22 protein-coding genes are annotated in these 20,933 nt (G+C 59.0%); 4 read left to right on the top strand and 18 right to left on the bottom strand.

Going from position 1 to position 20,933, the window contains the following annotated elements; translation table 11 throughout:
• Positions 1-57 precede the first annotated feature (57 nt).
• The 3 genes from B5M06_RS11575 to B5M06_RS11565 all read left to right on the top strand — a co-directional run bounded on the left by B5M06_RS11575 (position 58) and on the right by B5M06_RS11565 (position 2,534).
• Positions 58-642 carry a biotin transporter BioY gene (locus B5M06_RS11575; RefSeq protein ID WP_054066954.1) on the top strand — a complete coding sequence of 195 codons (585 nt, stop codon included), beginning with the start codon at positions 58-60 and terminating at the stop codon, positions 640-642.
• Between the two features lie 152 nt (positions 643-794).
• Positions 795-1,205: a hypothetical protein gene (locus B5M06_RS11570; protein WP_054066908.1), complete on the top strand. Its 411-nt coding sequence runs from the start codon at positions 795-797 to the stop codon at positions 1,203-1,205.
• An 81-nt stretch (positions 1,206-1,286) separates the two neighbouring features.
• Positions 1,287-2,534, top strand: coding sequence for an MFS transporter (locus B5M06_RS11565; RefSeq protein WP_054066907.1), 1,248 nt, complete (start codon positions 1,287-1,289; stop codon positions 2,532-2,534).
• A 54-nt stretch (positions 2,535-2,588) separates the two neighbouring features.
• On the opposite strand, the gene B5M06_RS11560 is transcribed toward B5M06_RS11565, so the two are convergent.
• From B5M06_RS11560 to napE, 16 genes are all read right to left on the bottom strand, one after another.
• Positions 2,589-3,788 (bottom strand): multidrug effflux MFS transporter, encoded by a 1,200-nt coding sequence (locus B5M06_RS11560; protein WP_054066906.1) that lies wholly within the window; start codon positions 3,786-3,788, stop codon positions 2,589-2,591.
• A 3-nt stretch (positions 3,789-3,791) separates the two neighbouring features.
• On the bottom strand, positions 3,792-4,997 hold the full coding sequence (locus tag B5M06_RS11555) for an MFS transporter (RefSeq protein WP_240183913.1): 1,206 nt from the start codon (positions 4,995-4,997) through the stop codon (positions 3,792-3,794).
• Between the two features lie 35 nt (positions 4,998-5,032).
• Positions 5,033-5,506, bottom strand: coding sequence for a MarR family winged helix-turn-helix transcriptional regulator (locus tag B5M06_RS11550; protein ID WP_054066905.1), 474 nt, complete (start codon positions 5,504-5,506; stop codon positions 5,033-5,035).
• A 506-nt stretch (positions 5,507-6,012) separates the two neighbouring features.
• Positions 6,013-6,894 (bottom strand): c-type cytochrome biogenesis protein CcmI, encoded by an 882-nt coding sequence (gene ccmI / locus B5M06_RS11545; protein WP_077344881.1) that lies wholly within the window; start codon positions 6,892-6,894, stop codon positions 6,013-6,015.
• Positions 6,887-7,351, bottom strand: a complete 465-nt coding sequence (locus B5M06_RS11540; protein WP_054066903.1) for a cytochrome c-type biogenesis protein — start codon at positions 7,349-7,351, stop codon at positions 6,887-6,889. Before B5M06_RS11540 ends, ccmI begins: the two co-directional genes overlap by 8 nt.
• A complete protein-coding gene (locus B5M06_RS11535) occupies positions 7,348-7,872 on the bottom strand; it encodes a DsbE family thiol:disulfide interchange protein (RefSeq protein WP_054066902.1) in 525 nt (174 codons plus the stop codon). The genes B5M06_RS11540 and B5M06_RS11535 overlap by 4 nt, the downstream gene beginning before the upstream one ends.
• The gene (locus B5M06_RS11530; protein ID WP_054066901.1) at positions 7,872-9,863 is read right to left on the bottom strand and encodes a heme lyase CcmF/NrfE family subunit; all 1,992 of its coding nucleotides are present in this window, start codon (positions 9,861-9,863) and stop codon (positions 7,872-7,874) included. The genes B5M06_RS11535 and B5M06_RS11530 overlap by 1 nt, the downstream gene beginning before the upstream one ends.
• Positions 9,860-10,303 (bottom strand): cytochrome c maturation protein CcmE, encoded by a 444-nt coding sequence (gene ccmE / locus B5M06_RS11525; RefSeq protein WP_054066900.1) that lies wholly within the window; start codon positions 10,301-10,303, stop codon positions 9,860-9,862. The genes B5M06_RS11530 and ccmE overlap by 4 nt, the downstream gene beginning before the upstream one ends.
• Positions 10,304-10,430: 127 nt before the next feature.
• Positions 10,431-11,189, bottom strand: coding sequence for a heme ABC transporter permease CcmC (ccmC, locus tag B5M06_RS11520; protein WP_205245373.1), 759 nt, complete (start codon positions 11,187-11,189; stop codon positions 10,431-10,433).
• Positions 11,190-11,199: 10 nt separating this feature from the next.
• A complete protein-coding gene (gene ccmB / locus B5M06_RS11515) occupies positions 11,200-11,856 on the bottom strand; it encodes a heme exporter protein CcmB (RefSeq protein WP_054066899.1) in 657 nt (218 codons plus the stop codon).
• Complete coding sequence (gene ccmA / locus B5M06_RS11510; protein WP_077344909.1) at positions 11,841-12,524, bottom strand: heme ABC exporter ATP-binding protein CcmA; 684 nt, start codon at positions 12,522-12,524, stop codon at positions 11,841-11,843. Before ccmA ends, ccmB begins: the two co-directional genes overlap by 16 nt.
• 10 nt (positions 12,525-12,534) lie before the next feature.
• Complete coding sequence (locus B5M06_RS11505; protein ID WP_054066898.1) at positions 12,535-13,173, bottom strand: cytochrome c3 family protein; 639 nt, start codon at positions 13,171-13,173, stop codon at positions 12,535-12,537.
• 13 nt (positions 13,174-13,186) lie between these two features.
• Positions 13,187-13,675 carry a nitrate reductase cytochrome c-type subunit gene (locus B5M06_RS11500; protein ID WP_054066897.1) on the bottom strand — a complete coding sequence of 163 codons (489 nt, stop codon included), beginning with the start codon at positions 13,673-13,675 and terminating at the stop codon, positions 13,187-13,189.
• 21 nt (positions 13,676-13,696) lie between these two features.
• Positions 13,697-16,192 carry a periplasmic nitrate reductase subunit alpha gene (gene napA / locus B5M06_RS11495; protein WP_054066896.1) on the bottom strand — a complete coding sequence of 832 codons (2,496 nt, stop codon included), beginning with the start codon at positions 16,190-16,192 and terminating at the stop codon, positions 13,697-13,699.
• Positions 16,185-16,460, bottom strand: coding sequence for a chaperone NapD (locus B5M06_RS11490; RefSeq protein WP_240183912.1), 276 nt, complete (start codon positions 16,458-16,460; stop codon positions 16,185-16,187). Before B5M06_RS11490 ends, napA begins: the two co-directional genes overlap by 8 nt.
• 14 nt (positions 16,461-16,474) lie before the next feature.
• Positions 16,475-16,633, bottom strand: a complete 159-nt coding sequence (napE, locus tag B5M06_RS11485) for a periplasmic nitrate reductase, NapE protein (RefSeq protein WP_054066895.1) — start codon at positions 16,631-16,633, stop codon at positions 16,475-16,477.
• Positions 16,634-17,128: 495 nt separating this feature from the next.
• Here napE and B5M06_RS11480 point away from each other — a divergent pair, with 495 nt between their 5' ends.
• Positions 17,129-17,638: an RrF2 family transcriptional regulator gene (locus B5M06_RS11480; protein WP_054066894.1), complete on the top strand. Its 510-nt coding sequence runs from the start codon at positions 17,129-17,131 to the stop codon at positions 17,636-17,638.
• A 50-nt stretch (positions 17,639-17,688) separates the two neighbouring features.
• Here B5M06_RS11480 and B5M06_RS11475 read toward each other — a convergent pair whose 3' ends face one another.
• Together B5M06_RS11475 and B5M06_RS11470 are read right to left on the bottom strand one after the other, a co-directional pair.
• Complete coding sequence (locus B5M06_RS11475) at positions 17,689-19,524, bottom strand: acyl-CoA dehydrogenase (RefSeq protein WP_054066893.1); 1,836 nt, start codon at positions 19,522-19,524, stop codon at positions 17,689-17,691.
• Positions 19,525-19,672: 148 nt separating this feature from the next.
• Entirely contained in the window at positions 19,673-20,848 is a 1,176-nt protein-coding gene (locus tag B5M06_RS11470; protein ID WP_054066892.1) for an acetyl-CoA C-acyltransferase, read from the bottom strand.
• Positions 20,849-20,933: the final 85 nt, after the last annotated feature.

The following is a 20,933-nucleotide window of genomic DNA, read 5'->3' as shown; positions in this document are numbered from 1 at the left end:
TGCATAGAATGAAAAAACCAAAGCGTCCGAGACGCTGCTTAACCGTGAATGCACACCATGAACCAAGCTCTAACACGCAAACATTCCGAATCCATTGCCATGGCTGCCCTGTTTGCGGCCCTGCTCGCCGTAATGGGGCTCATCCCCAAGATTGACCTGCCGCTGGGCGTACCCATCACCATCCAGACCCTGGGCGTCATGCTGGCAGGTTGCCTGCTGGGGCCCTGGCGGGGCTTGCAGGCCATGCTGCTGTTCATGGTGGCCGTGGCTGCCGGTCTGCCTCTGCTGTCGGGCGGCCGAGGGGGACTGGGCGCCTTTGTTGCCCCTACTTCCGGCTATTTCATGGGATGGGCTGCAGCAGCCTTTGTCACCGGCCTGCTCATGGGAATGCTGCCCAAGTCCACGCCGCTGCGCGCTGCAGGCAGTGCCTTCGTGGCTTCGGCCGTGGGCGGCATTCTGGTGCTGTACGCCTGCGGCATCATCGGTCTGATGTTTTTTGCCAAGCTGTCGCTGGCCCAGGCTTTCTGGGGCAACCTGATCTTTATCCCGGGTGATCTGATCAAGTGCGCACTCACCGCCCTGGTCGTGCACAGCATTGCCCGCGCCATGCCAGACTGGCGTTTTGGTGGAAGATCTTTATAAAAGTTAATAGCACCTAGCGCTGAATCTACAAGGCCTAGAGGCTGAAATAAGTTGTAAAAATACTTGTTACATCTTGGGTGCAGGCGTAAGCTTTCTGCTTGCCTGCACTGCCCACAAAAGCTTTGCTGCATCAGCCTCTTTTGTCCTGAGCCATGCGCCATACCCTCTCCGTACTCACAGCCACCTGCATCCTGGCCCTGAGCCAACCTGCCTGGGCCTCGGCGTTTGACCGTGAATCCCAGCAACGTGCGCGCACGGTAGCAATGCGCCTGTCGCGTGAAGTACGCGTGCATGCAGCGCAAACCCTGTCCCAGTGGCAGGCCCAGGCTGCCAGCTCGCCACGCCGACTGCTGCCGCTCAACCGCATCCTGTGCGCAGCACAGCTGTGGCTACAGCAGGAAGGGCAGGCTCTGCTGTCCAGCGTCGTCCACGCTACCCCCATCATCAGAGCCGCGTGGCTGCGCCCCAGCACGTGGGCGGCAGAGCGTTTTTCCCCTGCGCTGGACGCAGCCATGGTCGAGCGCTGGCTGCAAGCCTGGCTCAAAAGTCGCCAAGAGGTATAGCTGGCGACAGGATTCATGCACGCCATGCACTAACATCGCGCCCCAAAAGCAGCCACAGTCTGCTGACAGGGAGTTCGATTCATGCACCACACCCCGCACCAGGCTTTGCCGCGCTGGTACTTTGGCTGGAACATTGTTGCCGCCGCCACCGTACTGACGCTGCTGACCGTCGGCATGCGTCTGGGCATAGGCCCATTGTTTCTGCCCATGGCCCATGACCTGGGTTTTAGCCGCAGCCTGCTGGCCAGCATCGTGGCAGCAGGCATGCTCTGCTATGGCCTGGCCATGCCACTGGCAGGCTGGCTGTCCAGCCGCGCCAGCACACGCATCACCTTGCTGCTGGGCACGGCCATTCTGGTGCTGTCCACCCTCTGGGCCGTGAACACCCGCAGCGCGGCGGGCATTTTCTGGAGCTTTGGCGTCTTCATGTCGGTGGGGGCCGCCTTTACCAGCCCTGTGGCCCTGACAGGTGTCATCAGCTGCTGGTTCAACCGCCGCCGTGGCATGGCATTGTTTTTCCTCTCCACCGGCTCTATGGCGGGCATTGCCGTCATGACACCTGCACTGGGCTGGGCCCTGCAGCACTGGAACTGGCAGCAAACCCTGCTCGGCTTTGCCGCCGTGTTCACCTTGATCACCGTGCCTGCGGCCTTGTTCATCATCCGCGATCAGGCACCAGACCATGCGGATGCACCACTGCCCGACCACCATGGTGCCCCTGCTGCACCCCGCGTTGCACCGATGGACCAGCTCAGCATCCGGCAAGCCATGGGCACTGTCACGTTCTGGAAAGTGACGTTCGGCCTGTTTGCCTGTGGCTTTAGCATGAACCTGATGGGCACGCACTGCATGCCCATGCTGCAGGACCATGGCTTTGATGCCAGCACCAGCGCCTTTGGCATCGGCTTGATTGGCCTGGTCGCCATACCCAGCACCATGGTGCTGGGCCGTATTGCAGACCGCATGGAGCGCCGCAAGCTGCTGAGCGCCATCTACGGTGTGCGTGGGCTGGGCTTTGTTGGCCTGCTGATCGTAGGTACCGCCTGGCAGCTGTATGGGGTAGCGGCCATTGGCGGCGTAGTCTGGGCTGGCAGCATTGCGCTGTCTTCCGCCATCCTGGGCGACGTCTACGGCGTGCGCAAAGTGGGTGTGCTCTATGGCTGGTCTTACCTGGGCCATCAGGTCGGGGCCATGATCAGCTCCTGGCTGGGCGGCTGGGGCTATGAGGCCTACCACACCCACTGGCTGGCCTTTGGTGCTGCTGCTGCGCTGCTGTTTGCGGCATCGGCCGTGGTGCTGCGCCTGCCCAATCGCTCATCAAATTCATAGCAAAAACAGGCTCTAGCGCCCATGCAGCAAGCGCTAGCAGCTATATTTTTATATTTATGACTTCACCGGACACGCTGCCGCAAAGCGGTAGCTGCTGAGCGCCAGCCCAGTGATACATATCTGCGTGACCGCACAGGCCAGCGCTGGCACCTCGCCAAAGCCCACCAGCATGGTGCCTACGGCGCCCATCGCCATCTGCGCAAAACCGTACAGCCCCGCTGCCGTACCTGCCAATGCTGGTGTTGTAGCTCCCAGCGCACGTGACAGCGCTGCAGGGCTTGCCATACCAGCCCCAAATGTCATGACCACCATGAGGGCCAGCAGCAGCGGCGCACTCAGCCAGCCCAGCGCCTGGATGCACAGAAACAGCGTGGCCAGCCCAAGGCCCAGGCCTGAGCCAATGTAGAGAAAACGCTCTGCAGGCCAGCGCCCTGCGAGCTTGCGCGTGAGAAAGGTACCTAGGCCTGCCCCCACAATGGTACTGGCGGCAAACCAGCCCACATAGCGAATCGGCAACCCCAGCTGCTCATGCACGATGTACGGCGCAGTCGCCAGATAGGGATAAAGCGCCGTGCTCGAACATGCGCCGCCGAGCATGAAGGCCGCAAAGCGCGGATTGGCCAGCAGGCTGCCGTAGTCCAGTGCAATGCGCGTGATGGCCAGCGGGCGGCGGTTGAGGTTCGTCTCTGGCAGGAGCTTCCAGGCACAGAACAGCATGGCGCTGCCTATGCAGACCAGAAACACATAGATGGCCCGCCAGCCAAAATGATCGGCCAGATAGGCGCCCACAATGGGAGAGAGCCCCGGCCCCACCAGTGTCAGCAGGTTCAGCAGCGCCAGATCTCTGGTTACACGGTCTGGTGGCGCTATGTCACGCACGATGGCGCGCCCCAGCGTAATGCCTGCCGCACCGCCCAGCGCCTGCAGCAGGCGTGCAGCCACCAGCCATTGCAGACTGGGTGCAAACAGGGCGAGCACACTGGCACTGAAATACAGGCTCAAGCCCACCAGCAATGCCGGACGGCGCCCCCAGGTGTCCGAGACAGGGCCGTAGATCAGCTGTCCCAGAGCCAGACCAATCACATACAGCGTGATGGTCTGCTGCATGCCAGAAGGCTCTGCGCCCAGCGCTTCACCCGCAACGGGCAGAGCTGGCACAAAGATGTGCATGGCCATGGTGCCACTGAGCGTGACCAGCACCAGCACCCACAGCGGCGCCTGCACAGAAGCGCCTGCCAACTCCTTGGCCTGCATGGCTTATGCCTCCTGCACGCGCATGCGTGGGTGGCGCAGAAACAGCACCCCGCACACCAGCCCCAGCACAATGACCAGCCCACAGAAAGCACACACTGCCACATTCATGCCAAAGTGGTCTGCAATCCAGCCCATGGCCATCATGGGCAGCATGCAGCCCACATAGCCCACCACCAGATAGGTAGACAGCAAGCCCGAACGATTGTCAGGGCGAGCAATACGGTTGACCATGCTCATGCCTGAGAGCATGCTCATACCGTGACCAACGGCTGTGCAGGCCACGCCCAGCACAAACAGCACGGCCGAACTGGCCCACAGATTGAATATCAGCAGCGCATTGCTCAGCGCCAAACCGACAAAACCACCAAAACCGCACCACTGGGTAGGCATGCGGCCTGCCAGCACTTGTACCGTGGCCGATGCAAACAGGATGACAGCAATCGCCGTGCCGCTGACCACTGGCCCATGCCATGGCACCAGCTTGTCCAGAAACAAGGGGGACATGGCCGCATACAGACCAAACACACCAAAGGCCAGAAATGGCAGTGCGCAGACCAGGACAAACGCCGACGATGCGCTGCGCTCCGGCCAGGTCAGCTTGGGCAGCACATCATGAATGCGCAGCGCGTCCTTGTGCTGTTTTTGTGCGGCAGGGGGCAGATTCAGCCGCAGCAGAACCACCAGCCCCAGCGCACCCAGAATCAATGTCGGGATATAGGTGGTCACCAGTGGCCAGGGCGCCCACTGCCCCATCACACCGCCCACCAGCGGCCCCAGACCAAAGCCAAAGGCCATCAAAAAGCCAATCATCATGGCCACACGCTGCACATGGCCGGGGCGTGAAAGCGCTGTCATGCCCATGGTGGCACTGGTCGTCATCATGCTCGATGCCACACCAACAATAAAGCGCCCCACAATGAGGCTGCTCATGTTCCAGGCCAGCATGCTGATCAGGGTGCCAATCAGCGTCAGCACCAGGCCTGCCTGCATCACTGTCTTGAAGCCCGCACGGTCAGGCAGGCGCCCCAGAAATAGCAGACTGCACAGAGCGCCGCCCATGTAGACGGTATAGATCATGGAAATATCACTGGCCTGCAGCTGCCACGCCTCTTTGTAGAGTGCATACAGCGGGCTGATCAGGGCTGTGCCCATGACGCCCACAATCATGGCGAAGCTCACCCAGGCAAAGGGTGATGGTTTGAATTTCATGTGTTATCCGTTGTTCTAATGAATTTTTTGCAGGCTCAGAGGCTGTCAAAGCGCTGTGCAATCTTGTGCAGCGTGCGCCTTGTGACTTCCAGTTCCTCGGCGCTGAGCCCCTCGAGCAAGCCCCGCTCAATTTCCTGGCTCTTGCGCAGAATCTGCCCGGCAATCTCTGTGCCCTGCGCCGTCAAGGCAATGCGCTTGGTGCGCCGGTCAGCGGGGTCACATGCCCACTGCACCAGCTCGGCCTCACGCAGCTGCGACAGCACCCGTACCAGCGAAGAGCTATCGAGCGACAGCGCCTGTGCCAAGTCTTTTTGCAGCATGGCCTCACCCTGCGTAAACAGCACCAGCAGTGGCATGCGCGATGCATCCGTCAACCCCTGGTCCCTGAAACTCTCATCCACTTTTTTGCGCCACTGGCGGTACACACTGCCAATCAGCTGCCCAAAACGACTGCGCGCCTGAGCAATTTCAGGCGCGCCGGGATGGGAGTTCACAGAATTAGTTTGCATGCCAAGTATTTTCCATGCACTGCAGCTTGCTGACCTGCCAAGCTGCTGACAGCCGACATGCGTGCAGGGTTGCTCACACCCTGTGTTGTACCCACCTCAAGTTATTACAAAATGTTAATTCTTGTATAAGAGTTGAAAAAATTAATAACAACTGGCGGCCACCTACAAACAGCCATGAATCTGCAAAGATTCAGCTCAAAACACAGCCCATACAAAACACATGCCTACATTTTGAAATAGCATGCAAAAAAACTGCGTATCAATATTTTTCAGAAAATACCGAATCTAGAAAATTTCACTATGCAAAATTTCAGGCTGAAAAATCGCTGCTATTTCACATAGAATCACGCCCTGTCAGGAGGGTTACCCTGATCTGATGCTTGTAAACGTTTTTCCGCCTCTCTTCACGGAGAGGCGGGTTTTCTTATTGTGGATTTAATATCCACAAAATATAACTCCTCCGTAAATTCATTTTTTACGGAGGAGTTATCAGAAAATGAAATAAATCACTTTGGGTTGAGCAGTAAATCCAGTTGCATCAAATCATCCTGCACACGCAAAGCCACGTCAGAGCCTGGCTCCAGCAGCGCCAGCAATGCCTGCCAGTGTTCACGTGCCTGTGCATATTCTTCGATCTGTACGGCAGCAGCACCTGCCAGCGCCAGCGCCTTGGGCTGCTGTGGATCGAGCTTCAACGCCTGATCAATGGCTTCCATGGCTGCCGCCAGACTGCCGTTATTGGCAGAACCAATAGCATCAGCCATGTCTGCCCACAACCTGGCCTGCTCCTGGGGAGCTACAGCCTGTACCACACTAGCCTGTAAGGCTTGCTGATAGGCCTGCACCGCATCTTCATAGCGCTCCATGATTTCATAGGAACGTGCCAGCATCACCCAGCCAGGCAGATCATCCGGTTCATGCTGCAAGCGCTGCGCCAGCCCCTGCACCATGGCATCGACATTCACCTGCCCTGCGCCATGTCCCAGCTCATCCACCTGAACCAGGCGTGCAGCAGCCTGCGGATCTCCCACCTGCACATAGAGCACAAAGGCACACACAGGCACGGCTACTGCCAGCACCAGTGCACTTACGCGCGGCAACCAGGGCTTGTGCGCTCCCACACGTGGCTGGGCACGCTGATCCAGCTCTGCAAGCAGGCGACGTTGCAGTTCCTCCTCGGCCTGTGCAAAGTCGGAATCACTCAGATTGCCGGCCTCTCGCTCACGAACCAGCTCCTGCAGCTGAGCGCGGTACAAACTGCGCAGCGCATCCTCACTATTGCGTACAGGCGCAGCAGCCTCATCCTTGAGCAGAGTGGGCAGCAGCACCGCCAGACTCACCAGCAGCAGAGCCAAAGCCCCAAACCACAATACATACAAGCTACCCATGGTGGCCTTTCCTGTCTTTGCTCTCGTCAGATTGCGTCAGCCATGCCTGTGCCCGTGCACATTCTTCCGGCGTCAGCCCTTCACGCGTCACGGCAGAGCGCTTACGCAGCGCGCGTACCAGCATGCCAATGCCCGCCAACACCACAAGAAAAGGCAGGCACCACAGCAGCCAGGTTGAAGGTTTCCAGGGCGGTGTATAGCGCACGAAGGTGCCATAGCGCTGCTCGAAAAATGCCACGATCTCGGCATCGCTGTGCCCTTGCTCCAGCTGATGCGCAATTTCACGGCGCATGTCCTTGGCAATCGGTGCCTGCGACTCAGCTACGGTCTGGTTCTGGCAGACCACGCAGCGCAATTGCGCTGCAAGCGCTGCTTCTCGCGCTTGCAGATCTGTGTCTGCCGCCCAAGCGCTGTGGCACAGCAAGGCAGCACTCAACATCCATGCGCTGACTTTCATTGCACAGCCCTCACTACAGGCATCAGGCTGTCACGCCACACCTCGGGGGTGACAGGCCCCAGATGGCGGTAGCGCACGCGGCCCTGTGCATCAATCACAAAGGTCTCAGGCACAGCCTGGATGCCGAAGTCCATGCCCACCCGGCCTGTCGCATCCACACCAGAAGCCACATAGGGATTACCTGCCACACGCAACAACGCAAGCGCCTTGGTCACATCATCCTTGTAGTTCAAGCCGTAGACAGGAACCTGGTCCTGCTTAGACATCTGAGCCAGCACTGGCATTTCCTGACGGCAAGGAGCACACCAGGAAGCCCAGACATTGAGCAGCCAGACCTGCCCTTGCAGTGCCTGTGGGCTGAATGTGTCACTGCCTGCCTGTGCTTGCAGTTGCGGCAACTCAAATACCGGCACAGGCTGGTCCAGCAGAGCGGACTCCAACGCCCGCGGATCACGCTGCAGCCCCATGCCCAGCATCACCGCAAGTGCCAGAAAAATTCCCAGAGGAATCACAAACCGCATCACGCCACCTTGCTTTCTGTTTTGATGCGCACACGCGACCGGCTGGTGCGAAAACGCTTGTCCAGCAGGCTCAATGCTGCCCCCAGCGCCATCATGAATGTGCCAAGCCAGATCCATTCCATCAACGGCTTGATCTGTATGCGCAGCGTCCAGCTGAGTCCGGCTTCGTCCAGCGGCTCTCCGAGCGCGATAAACACATCCCGGCCCCAGGTGCTGTCGATGGCTGCCTGACTCAGCCCCATGCTCTGTACGCGGTAGGCACGTTTCTCGGGATACATGTCCCACTGCGCATCGCCATGGCTCACACGGAAATGCGCGCGCTGGGCATCGTAATTGGGGCCAGTCACCGGAGACAGACTTTCAAAATGGAAGCGATACCCCCCAGCCTCCATACTCTGGCCTTGACTGATACTGGTTTCACGCTTGACTTCCAGACCATTGGCAGCGCTGACAGCAATCACAAATACGCCTACACCCATGTGTGCCACCAGCGTGCCCCACCAGCCCCAAGGCTGGCGCAGCAACCGCTGCAGACCTTCGCCCTGTCGTACAGCTGGCACCAGACGCTGCCACGCGTGCACCAGTGTGCTCAGCACACACCACGCACCAAGCGCCATGCCCAGCAAGCTTGCAATGGACAGCCGCCAGCCCCAGCTCCCCTGCATCAGCCAGATCAGCAACGTGGCCAGCACTGTCAAAGCTACTGCACCTCGCAGACGCCGCCATAGCTCATGTGCCGAGCCCTGTTTCCAGCGAGCCACCGTACCCACGCCCATCAAGGCGACAGCAGGCAGCACCAGTGGCAGAAACACGGCCTCAAAGTATGGAGGCCCCACAGAGATTTTTTCGTCACGCAGCACATCCAGCGCAAGCGGATACAGCGTACCAATCAGCACAGCCAGCGCTCCGGCTGTGAACAGCACGTTGTTGATGAGCAGCAGTGTTTCGCGCGAAAGCAGTGCAAACTGTCCGCCCCCCTTGCCCAGTTCAGGCGCACGCCAGGCATAGAGCCACAGCGACGTTCCCACCACGGCCACGATAAAGCACAGGATGTACAGGCCGCGCCCGGGATCAACCGCAAATGCATGCACCGATGTCAGCACCCCTGAGCGCACAAGAAAGGTCCCGAGCAGCGACAGCGAAAACGCGCAGATGGCCAGCAAAGCCGACCAGCTGCGAAATGCCCCGCGCTGGTCCGTGACAATCAGAGAGTGCAGCAAGGCCGTGCCAACCAGCCATGGCATGAAGGAAGCGTTCTCCACAGGATCCCAGAACCACCAGCCCCCCCAGCCCAGCACGTAATAGGCCCATGCGCTGCCCAGCAAAATACCCAGCGTCAGAAAGGCCCAGGCCGCAAGCGTCCAGGAGCGTGACCAGCGCGCCCATGCAGCGCCGAGCTCCCCGGAGATCAATGCGGCCAGCGCAAAGGCGAATGGCACGGCAAAGCCCACATAACCCATGTACAGCAGCGGTGGGTGAAACACCATGCCAGGGTCCTGCAGCAAGGGATTCAGGTCACGCCCTTCCAGCGCTGCAGGCACCAGACGCAGAAACGGGTTCGAGAGAAACAACAAGAAAGCCAGCAGTCCCACACTGATCCAGCCCAGCACAGCCAGCACACGTGCCACAAAAGCTTCCGGCAGCGCCTGACTGCGCCATGCCACCGCTACGCTCCAGCAGGCCAGCAGCAACTGCCACAGCAGCATGGAACCTTCATGCCCGCCCCAGAAGGCAGTGAGCTTGTATATGGCAGGCAGATCCTGGTGCGAATTACCCGCCACGTAAAGCACAGAGTAATCGCCCACCCAGAAGCACCAGACCAGCACGCCAGTCGATAGCAGTGACAGCGCACACTGCAGCACGGCAGCTGGCCGAGCCAGTCTCACCCAGGCAGCGATGCCCAGCTGAGCCCCCAGCAATGGAAAGATGGCCTGTACTGCCGCAACCAGCAAGGCAAGCACCAATGCAAAAACACCAAGCTCTGCAATCATGGCTGGGCTTTCATGGACTGGGCAGCATCTTCCAGGGCCTTGGCTGCTTCAGGAGGCATGTAGTTTTCATCGTGCTTGGCCAGCACTTCGGTAGCCGCAAACACACCATCGCCCTGCAATCGCCCGGAAGCCACCACACCTTTGCCTTCCTTGAACAGATCGGGCAGCAAACCCTGGTAACGCACAGGCACGCGCTGCGCCTGATCGGTCACCACAAACTGCACCTGCAAGCCATCGGCAGAGCGCTGCAGTGAGCCCTCTTCCACCAGACCGCCAATGCGAAACGCAGCCCCTTCCGGCACTTCGCCCGCCCGCACCTGACTGGGGCTATAGAAAAACATCACATTGGCATCTAGTGCTCGCAGCACCAGCGTCACAGCCAGCCCCACCAGCGCCACACCAGCCAGCACCCACAGCATGCGTTTCTGGCGGGGTTTCATAGGCTATCTCTCTCTTGGTTCACTGCACGTGCCTTGCGCCATCGCAAGCAGAGCACCGCCACTTCAGCCAGCAGCAGCACAGCACTCAGGCCATAGGCCAGGGTCATATAAAAAGCATGGTTGTGCATCACAGTTGCTCCTGTGCGGCGCGTTCTCGAATCAGGCAACGTGTGCGCACCAGACACACAGCCAGGGTATAGGCCCAGCAGGCCAGCGCCATCAGCAGCATGCCCAGCAGCATGGTATGGGCCATGCTGGGCGCTGCGTCCAGGCGAATGGTCGCGCCCTGATGCAGGGTGCTCCACCACTGCACCGAAAAATAGATGATGGGCACATTGACCACACCGGCCAGCAGCACGATGGCGCCAGCATTGTCTGCCCGTGTCGTGTCTTCAATCGCCGATGACACACCGATGTAGCCCAGGTACAGGAACAGCAGAATCAACTCTGACGTCAGTCGCGCATCCCACACCCACCACGCACCCCATGTTGGCTTGCCCCAGGCTGCGCCGGTCCACAGCGCAATCACCGTAAACATGGCGCCCGTCGGTGCCAGGGCACGCGCCAGCAGCGGCGAAATGCGCGTGCGGTAGATCAGCCCCAATCCTGCATGTATAGCGGCTGCTACATAGATGAACATGGACATCCAGGCCGCAGGCACATGCAGAAAAATGATGCGATAGACCTCACCTTGCTGGTGATCAGTCGGTGCGACAAAAAAACCGACATACAGCCCCGTCGCTGCCAGCACGATGGCAAGCCCGGCCAGCCAGGGCCAGACCTGCCCAGCCCAGTGATCAAATACCGGGATCGATGCCAGCTGGCGCCAGCGAAAGCCTGTCTGCACCACTGCGGGGGCAGGCGTCGAATCAGAATGAACCGGCATGGATCTCATCTCACTCCAAAGCTAGGCGCAGTGCAGCCGCAATAGCCCACGGCAAGGCCAGCACAGCCAGACACAGACAGGCGCCCAGCAAATTCAGGGAAGGGGCAGCAGGCAGCCCGTGGACAGCCTGAGTGACAGCATGGCTGCCAAAAATCAACACCGGCACGCACAGAGGCAGAACCACCAGCGTCAGCAGCAACTGGCCTCGCAGGCCCAGCGTCAGTGCAGCACCCAGCGCCGCCAGCAGACACAGGCTGGGCGTACCCAATGCCAGCGACAGCAGCAGCACCACAATCACATCACCATCCAGCCCGTACTGCCAGCCAAGCAATGGCGTTGCCAGCAGCAGTGGCACCGCACTCACCAGCCATTGAGCACACACTTTCAGACCAACAAGCACTGGCAAAGGTGTAGCAGCCAGCGCCCATTGTTCAAGGGTTCCATCGGAAAAATCCGTCTCAAACAAACGATGCTGCCCCAGCAGAACTGCCAGCAGCGCTGCCACCCAGACCACACCCGGTGCAATCTGTCGCAGCAAGGCACTGTCCGGTCCAAGCGCAAGCGGAAACAGACTGCCCACCATGATGAAGAAAGCCAGACTGCCCAATGCATCTGCAGGTCGCCGCACAGCAAGGCGCATTTCCCTGGCAATCACAGCACCGAGCATGCGCCCTCCTCTCGCTGCAGCGCAGAAGATGGGGGATTCAAATTCAGAATCTGGCAGGGCACATCCGGTGTGGCAATGCCACGGTGACTCACCACCACGGCCATGCCACCAGCCTGCGCATGCGCTGCCAGGATCTGCGCCAGCAGCGCGCTGCCATCAACGTCCAGTGCGTTATCAGGTTCATCCAGCAACCATAGAGGGCGATCACTGAGCAGCACACGCGCCAGTGCCATGCGGCGGCGCTGGCCCTGCGACAGACGTCCCAAAGGGCGCTGCGCCACATGCAGCACCTGCAATTGCTGCAGCACCTGATGAGCACGTTCTGCCTGCCAGGCTATGCCCTGCAGCTGCAGGGCATAGCGCAGATTTTCTGCGCCGCTCAAGGCATCATGCATGGCGCACTGATGGCCCAGATAAGCCAGTTGCTGCTGAAAGAGCGGGTTGCGTGCAGACATGACCTGCCCGCACCACCTCAGCGTGCCAGCACGCCAGTGCATAAGGCCAGCCATGCTACGCAACAGGGTGCTTTTACCCGTGCCATTCCCACCCTGAAGCAGCAAAAGCTGGCCTGAGGCCAGCTCGAAGTTGATATGACGCAGCAGCACACGGCCATTGCGAACACACCCAAAGCCGGCGACATGCAGGCTTTGGGATGCAGGAGACACCATCACCATAGGCTCAGGGCTTGGCCGCAGCAACGGGTGTGGGCACAGTCTGGCCGGGCGTGTCGCTAGGACCTTCTCCGGGAGGAATATGCGGCAGCTTGTGCGCAATGCCCTTGTGGCAGTCGATACAGGTCTTTTCCTTGTTGGCAAGGTAAGTCGAGTGCATGTTCTGCGCACGCTGGCTCTGCCGCGTGAAATCCATGGATTCGTAGTTGTGGCAGTTGCGGCACTCCAGCGAATCATTGGCTTTCAGACGGGCCCACTCATGCTGTGCCAGCTCCAGTCGCTTGGCTGCGAACTTCTCGGGCGTATCAACAGTGCCGAAGATCTTGCCCCAGACTTCCTTGGAGGCTTGCATCTTGCGCGCCATTTTGTCCGTCCAGTTGTGAGGCACGTGACAGTCCGAACAGATGGCTCGCACACCTGATCGATTGGTGTAGTGGATGGTGGACTGCAGTTCAGCGAACACGTTGTCGCGCATTTCATGACAGCCCGTGCAGAACTTCTCGGAGTTGGTCACTTCCATGGCGGTATTGAAGGCACCCCAGAACAGAATGCCTGCAATAAAGCCGCCAATGGTCAGAAACCCCAGGCTGAAATGCACACTGGGCCGTCGTATCACCTGCCAGTAGCGCTTGAGCAGTTGGATCATATTCAGCCCCCAATCAGTCGTTCTTGCCATTCTTGGCAGAGTTTTGCAGTGCTTTCAGCACCAGGCTGTCAACGTCCTGAAAGGTGTTGTTCACAAGAGGGCTGACGTTGTCCTGCGGGACATGGCACTGGACGCAGAAGTAACGACGGGTCGAAATCTGCTCCAGCGTATTGCCGTCGCGGTCATGGTAGTGAGTCACAGACACAGGCACTGCCTGGTAAGTCTCGGCCTTGGTGCGTGAGTGGCAGTCCAGACACTTGTTGAAGTTCTTGTCGACCTGATAGCCGTCAATACGGTGCGGAATCACCGGCGGCTGCTGTGCGTAGTTGCGGGTGCGGCGTACGTCGTCGTTGATGGCATTACCCAGCACCGGAGGCTTGGTCGTTTCCATCACTGGCGTTTCACCACGGGCCTTGTCGTACAGAGGTTCAGCTGCCACTGCGGCAGAGGATGCACAGATGCACAGCATCAGCGCCATTCCCAGTTTGCGTATGAATGTCATAGGGGGTTCCTCTGCTTCTTGTTAGACCTTGGTCAGCTTCACTGCACACTTCTTGAAGTCGGTCTGCAGCGAGATGGGATCGGTCGCATCCAGTGTGACCTTGTTGATCAGCTGGCTGGCATCAAACCATGGCACATAGACCAGACCGCGTGGTGGCTTGTTACGGCCACGGGTTTCGACCCGTGAACGAATGGCTCCACGGCGCGAGGCGATCTCCACTTCGCTGCCCCGGCGCAGGCCAAGCGCCTTGGCATCCTCAGGGTGCATGTAGCACAGTGCATTGGGTACAGCACGGTGCAGTTCAGGCACACGGCGTGTCATGGAACCTGAGTGCCAATGCTCCAGCACACGGCCCGTCGAGAGCCAGAACGGGAATTCCGCATCGGGCGCTTCTGCTGGTGGTTCATAAGGCAGTCCAAAGATGATGGCTTTCCCATCCTTGTGGCCGTAGAACTCAAACTCCTTGCCAGGTTTGACATAGGGATCCGCACCCTCGCGGTAGCGCCATTTGGTTTCCTTGCCATCGACCACGGGCCAGCGCAAGCCTCGCACCTGGTGGTAGGTGTCGAACGGAGCCAGATCGTGACCATGACCGCGACCAAATGCCGCATATTCTTCGAACAGGCCCTTCTGAGGGTAGAAACCAAAGGCCTCGGCTTCGTGATTCTTGTAGCCAGCTTCAATGTCGCTGACAGGGAACTTGTCAACCTGACCATTGCGGAACAGCACTTCATACATGGTCTTGCCGCGCAGGTGTGGTGCCTTGACCAGCAGCTCCTCAGGCCAGACTTCTTCAATCTTGAAGCGTTTGGAGAACTCCATGATCTGCCACAGGTCAGAGCGCGCTTCGCCGGGGGCCTCAACCAGCTGGTGCCAGAAGTGCGTACGACGTTCGGCATTGCCGTAAGCCCCTTCTTTTTCCACCCACATTGCGGTAGGCAGGATCAGGTCAGCAGACACAGCAGTCACTGTGGGATAGGCATCCGAGACCACAATGAAGTTCTCTGGGTTACGGTAGCCTGGATAGCCCTCTTGCGCGAGATTCGCACTGGCCTGGATGTTGTTGGTCACCTGCACCCAGTAGGCATTGAGCTTGCCATCCTTGAGCATGCGGTTTTGCAGAACCGCGTGGTAGCCAGGCTTGGCAGGGATAGTGCCTTCAGGCAGTTTCCAGATTTTTTCTGCAATCTTGCGGTGTTCTGGATTGGCCACCAGCATGTCTGCAGGCAGACGGTGCGAGAAAGTCCCTACTTCACGGGCTGTACCGCATGCCGAAGGCTGGCCGGTCAGCGAGAAGGGGCTGTTGCCGGGTGTAGAAATCTTGCCAGTCAGCAGATGGATGTTGTAGACCAAGTTGTTCGCCCAGACACCACGGGTGTGCTGGTTGAAACCCATGGTCCAGAACGAGACCACCTTACGGTTGGGGTCTGCATACAGCTCTGCCAGCTCCAGCAGGCGGTTGGCAGGTACACCCGTCAGCTCGGCGGTGTAGTCCAGGGTGTAGGTGGAGACGAACTTGGCGTACTCCTCAAACGTCATTTCCTTGGCACCACCGGGGTTGTCTGCATTCTTGGCTGCCTGCTGCAGCGGATGCTCTGGGCGCAGGCCATAACCGATGTCGGTATTGCCCATCTTGAAGTTGACGTGCTTGGACACGAAGTCCTTATTCACGCGCCCTGTGGTGATGATGTGGTTCGCGATGTAGTTCAGGATGGCCAGATCCGTCTGAGGCTTGAAGGTCAGCTCAATATCTGCCAGCTCGTACGAGCGATGTTCAAAGGTCGAGAGCACGGCCACCTTGACGTTGGGCGCGCTCAGACGACGATCCGTCACGCGGGTCCACAGCACAGGGTGCATTTCCGCCATGTTCGAGCCCCACAGCACGAAGGTGTCTGTGGCCTCAATGTCGTCATAGCAGCCCATGGGCTCGTCCATGCCAAAGGTACGCATGAAGCCCATCACAGCCGAAGCCATGCAGTGGCGAGCATTGGGATCAATGTTGTTGGAACGGAAACCTGCCCTGAACAGCTTGGAAGCGGCATAGCCTTCCCACACGGTCCACTGACCTGAGCCAAACATGCCCACGCCCGATGGTCCCCTGACCTTGAGTGCTTTCTTGAACTGCTCGGCCATGACGTCAAACGCGGTATCCCAGGACACATGCTGGAACTCGCCATTCTTGTCGTACTTGCCGTCTTTCATCCGCAGCAAAGGCTTGGTCAGGCGGTCCTCGCCATACATGATCTTGGACAGGAAGTAGCCCTTGACACAGTTCAGACCACGGTTCACTTCCGCCTGAGGGTCACCTTGGGTTGCAACCACCCGGTTTTCCTTCACCGCCACCATCACCCCGCAGCCCGTACCGCAGAAACGGCATGGTGCCTTGGACCACTTCATGGGTGCATTGCCTGCCCCTGCGACCTGCTGCTGTGAAATGGCGTGGATTGGGATGCCGGCTACGGCACCGGCGGCCGCTGCGGCAGATTGGCGAACAAAATCGCGTCGTGTGCTAGTCATGGGTAATGCCCTCGTTGAATGATTGACGGGGTTCTGTGTGTTGGTAAACCAAGGAGACGTTAAGCACTCCTGCGATTTGCCGAATTTCTGAGATCTGGTCCATGATGTGGTTGGCACTTGCGCCTTCCAGGGTTACGACCAGCTTGCCATCTGGATGGCTGCCATGCACCTGCATCTCTGGATACTGGGTGAATGCCTGTTCTACGCTTGCCAGCGCCTCAGGCAGGACATGTACGACCACGCTGGCAATATGCAGTTCATCAGTCATGAAAAATGCCTGCCTTATGCATGGGGAGGGCCTGAAAACATCTGGTAGAACCAGACGATGAAGCCGTACGCCGCGATAAGGATGCCCGCCAGCACCGGAGCCATGACGATGGTGAGAAAGGCAAAGCTGCGTGCCTCTTCCTTGCGCGATGATGTTTTTTTCTTGTCCGCCATAGACCACCTTTCTGCGGGACTGATGGCCGCACGGTCAGACCAAAGCATCTTCTCTTGAGCCCTGCCAACCAGCACAGCACCGTGGGTTCATGCTTGTAATGTAGTGAGTGGTTGCCTTTCTTATATTGATGAATATCAAATCAATATTTAAAAGTCACTTTGATCCTCTCAAAACCCAATACTCTTACCCACCAGAGTATAGCCCATAAATAAATTCAATAACTTACAAATGAAGTAGGAGAAATCTGATTTCTCATGTGCATCGGCAAAAATATCAACCCAATGATTCGTTCATCATTTTTAACAACGAACATGGATTTTTAATCCATGTTTAAAAACGACTGAAAACCCAATATGGCCACTTTGGCCGGACTGTCCTTCCAGATCCTGAGCTTGCATCTGCACCGATGCATTCCCATACTGACTACAACACATGCGGAGATACCGCCCTGCAGCCGTCATGCGATGCGGCACACATGACTTCAGCTACTCACCATGCGCCTCACTGCTCTCACTGACTATGCACTGCGAGTCCTGATCTATGCCGGATCGCACAGGGACCGGCTATGCACGATCAGCGAAATTGCCCATGCCTTCGACATCTCGCAGACACACCTGATGAAGGTCTCTCAGCTACTCTCTCAGCAGGGCTGGATCACTACTGTGCGAGGCAAAAAAGGGGGCCTCAGACTGAGCAAGGAGCCACATCTGATTCATCTTGGCGCGGTGGTGCGCAGCATTGAACCTGGCTTTGCGCTGGTGGAGTGCCTGGGCAGCAACAACAATTGCAAGATCGCTGGCAAGTGCCCCCTCACCGGCATCCTCAACGGTGCTGTTACTGCGTTCTTGCACCACCTCAGCTTCTACACGCTGGCCGACATCATTAGCCCGGTGGAATCCGCACAAAGGTTTGCCCCCATGTTGGCGCCAGCACCAAACATGAGCACAACAGAAAAACCTGAAGAAAAGCCGAACGCCACACCTGTGGACAGCACCCTGGAATAGAGCCTGCAACTGCTGGGCACCATGGCAAACGGTACCCAGGCAGCCAGCACCTAGAACGCCTCCACCGGCATCTGCGCACAGGTCATGTCACGGGTGCTGACCACACGCAGCCAGGCTGTGATCCTGGGCAACTCATAGTGATAAAAATAGCGTGTAGCGCTTATCCTGCCTGCGTTAGAAGTTACAGATATGGAAGCATCCACTTCCAGCACCTTGCACGCGATATCCAGCCAGACCCACGCCAGCACCGTGTGGCCAAAGGCCTGCATGTACGGCACGGCATTGGCCAGTGCCTCTTGCGGCTGTCCGGTAGCCCAGGCTGCGCGCGTCGCGGCCTCCAGCTCCTGCAATGCCTTGGTCAGCTCCGTGGCATAAGGGTGCAGCTCGGTGTGCGCCATGGCCTGTTCGATGGTGGCCTGCATGGTCTGTGCCAGCAGCTGAAAACCTGCGCCCCCTTGCATGACCACCTTGCGGCCCAGCAAATCCGCGGCCTGGATGCCATGCGTACCTTCATGGATCATGTTCAGGCGGTTGTCACGCCAGTACTGCTCCACCGGGAAGTCACGCGTATAGCCGTAGCCACCGTGGATCTGGATGGCCAGAGAGTTCGCCTCCAGGCAGTTTTCGCTGGGCCAGCTCTTGGCAATCGGGGTGAGCACTTCCAGCAGCAGCTTGGCGCGTGTTGCATCGTCTGGTGCGCCTGTGCGGGCCTCATCGACCAGCCTGGAGCAGTACAGGTTCAGCGCCAGCGCCCCTTCGCAATACGCCTTTTGCGCCAGCAGCATGCGTTTGACATCGGTGTGTTCAATGATGGGCACCTGCGGACTGCTGGCGTCTTTTCCGCTTTCCGTCATGGGCCTGCCCTGCGGGCGGTTCCTCGCGTAGTCCAGGCTGGCGTAGTATCCCGCCAGCCCCAGCATGGTGGCCGCCATGCCTATGCCAATGCGTGCCTCATTCATCATGTGGAACATACACCTGAGGCCTTCGTGCGGCTTGCCCACCAGATAGCCGATGGCCCCTGCCTTGCCGCGCACCGGGTATCTGCCCTCGCCAAAGTTCAGCAGCGTATTGGTGGTGCCGCGCCAGCCCAGCTTGTGGTTCAGGCCCGCCAGCGCCACATCGTTGCGCTCGCCCGTGAGCTGACCTTCGGTATCGACCAGCTGCTTGGGCACGATAAACAGCGAAATACCCTTCACACCCGGTATCAGCTTGCCATCCGGCCCGGGAATCTTGGCCAGCACCAGATGCACGATGTTTTCGGTCAGTTCATGGTCGCCCGAGCTGATCCACATCTTGTTGCCCTTGAGACGATAGCGTGGCCCCAGGGGATCATTGGCAAAGTCATCGCCATCAGGCTCGGCCCGAGTGCAGATATCGCTCAGGCTGGAGCCCGCCTGTGGCTCAGACAGTGCCATGGTGCCTGCCCAGCGGCCATTGAATTCGTTGTCAGCAAACACCTGCTGCTGCATGGGCGTGCCATGCACGCGCAGCAAGTTGGCATTGCCCACCGTGAGCAGGTTGGAGCCAATGCTGATGCTGGCGCAGGCAAAAAAGCTGTTGGCTGCGGCCTCCACCACATAGGGCAACTGCATGCCGCCATGCGCATAGGGCTGCGCTGCGCTGAGCATGCCGCTGTCCGCATAGGCTTTGCGCGCTTCATAGGTACAGGCGGGCAGGATGACTTTTTCGCCATCAAAGGCGGGCTCCTGCATGTCTACGGTGCGATTGAAGGGCGCAAACTTTTCACGGGCAATGCGCTCGCAGGTGTCCATCACCGCATCAAAGGTTTCGCGGCTATGGTCTGCGTAAAAGGCGCGGCTGGCGAGCTGCTCGGCTTGCAGCCAGTCGTACATCAGAAAGTCCAGGGTCGAACGCAGGGGAGACATAATATTGCTCAAATTAGCCCCTAACGCTTATGCAGCAAGCGCTAGTAGCTATTGTTTTTAAGAACACAAGTCGGCAAAAAAGCCGCCCCCCTCGAACCAGCAGGAAGGGCGGCTTCAAGGCTCATGACGGCCTGGGCACTGCAGTGGCTTAGAGCACCTCAAACACGCCAGCTGCGCCCATACCACCACCGATGCACATGGTCACGCACACGCGCTTGGCACCACGGCGCTTGCCTTCAATCAGGGCATGGCCCGTGAGGCGCTGCCCCGACAGGCCATAGGGGTGGCCCAGGGCAATCGCGCCGCCGTTGACGTTGAGCTTTTCGTTGGGGATGCCCAGCTTGTCGCGGCAGTAGATCACCTGCACGGCAAAGGCTTCATTCAGCTCCCACAGGTCAATGTCCTCCACGCGCAAGCCCAACTTTTTGAGCACCTTGGGCACGGCAAACACCGGGCCTATGCCCATTTCATCAGGCTCACAGCCTGCCACGGCAAAGCCCAGAAAGCGGCCCAGGGGCTTGAGGCCATGCCTGGCCGCATAGTCCTCATGCACCACCACGCAGGCACCTGCACCGTCCGAGAACTGGCTGGCATTGCCTGCCGTAATCAAGCCCCCAGGCAAGGCGCTGCGCAGACCGGAGATGCCTTCCTTGGTCGTGCCTTCGCGTGTGCCTTCGTCCTTGCTGACCGTGACTTGCTTGGTGGTCAGGCCCATCACCTTGTCGGCCACGCCCATGGTCACGGTGATCGGTGCAATTTCTGCATCAAACAGGCCCGCTGCCTGCGCAGCACACGCCTTTTGCTGGCTGGCAGCGCCGTACTCATCCATGGCATCGCGCGTAATGCCGTAGCGCTTGGCCACCTGCTCTGCGGTCTGCAGCATATTCCAGTAAATCTCGGGCTTCATGGCCACCAGTTCCGGGTCTTCGGCCATATGGCGGTTGGCTTCCTGCTGCACGCAGGAAATGCTCTCCAGGCCACCGGCCACCAGCACCTCGTTTTCACCAGCGATGATGCGCTGCGCCGCCAGGGCAATCGATTGCAGACCCGAGGAACAGAAGCGGTTGATGGTCAGGCCAGAAGTCGTCACCGGCAGCCCGGCGCGGATAGCGATCAGGCGCGCCACGTTGCCACCCGTGGTGCCTTCGGGCATGGCCATGCCCATGATGACATCTTCCACGGCAGCACCTTCAATGCCCGCGCGCTGCACGGCATGAGAGACAGCATGGGCTCCCAGCGTGGGGCCATAGGTCATGTTGAATGCGCCCTTCCAGCTCTTGGTCAGCGGGGTACGCGCGGTGGATACGATCACTGCGGAGGTCATGAATTCAATCCTTCCAGTCTTGCTGGCTGCTGCCGGGGCAATGCGCCGGGCAGCACGCCGTTATGTCGAGAAATGGCGGGTCTTG

Source organism: Comamonas kerstersii (assembly GCF_002056725.1).
GTDB lineage: Bacteria > Pseudomonadota > Gammaproteobacteria > Burkholderiales > Burkholderiaceae_C > Comamonas > Comamonas kerstersii.
Note: the sequence above shows the minus strand (reverse complement) of the source record. Positions and strands in the feature narration are given on the sequence as shown.